This window comes from Bartonella queenslandensis AUST/NH15 (assembly GCF_000312585.1).
GTDB classification, from domain to species: Bacteria; Pseudomonadota; Alphaproteobacteria; order Rhizobiales; family Rhizobiaceae; genus Bartonella; species Bartonella queenslandensis_A.
In genome coordinates this window covers 1-370 of the sequence record NZ_HE998172.1, presented here as the reverse complement: position 1 = coordinate 370, position 370 = coordinate 1, and the positions used below count along the sequence as shown (strand labels likewise).

1 protein-coding gene and 1 pseudogene are annotated in these 370 nt (G+C 46.2%); both read left to right on the top strand.

Features of this window, described 5'->3' with window-relative positions; all coding sequences use genetic code 11:
• Positions 1-261: type IV secretion protein VblB7 (locus tag BN338_RS13395; protein WP_244427652.1), on the top strand; the 261-nt coding region annotated here is incomplete at its 5' end.
• Positions 258-370 (top strand): annotated as a pseudogene (locus BN338_RS13640) (virB8 family protein); the annotation flags it as partial. The gene BN338_RS13395 and the pseudogene BN338_RS13640, both read left to right, overlap by 4 nt.

Below are 370 nucleotides of genomic sequence, written 5' to 3'. Positions count from 1 at the left end.
ATCTTGCCATTTCTTTTTCTCAGTGGCTGTATATCTTCACCAAACACACTGAAGTCACTGCCAAAATGTGATGGATATTCTAAACGCCCACTCAACCGATCCATGTGGAATTGGGAAGGGAAAAAACCCACGCCCAAGCCCATCATCATCAGTAACACCCCCCCCTCATCCGTCAAAGAGAGCAAACTTGAAACGCTTTTGGCACAAAAATTAACCGATGAAGAAATAAAATCTTACAAAAATTGCGGGCAAAAAGCATGAAAGAAAAAGACATCGAACAATATATTGCTGAGGCGCGCTCTTTTGATCAAGATCGCATGCTCGCCTCACGCCGCACCACCCGCGCCTCACTTGCGGTTGCCGGCATAGC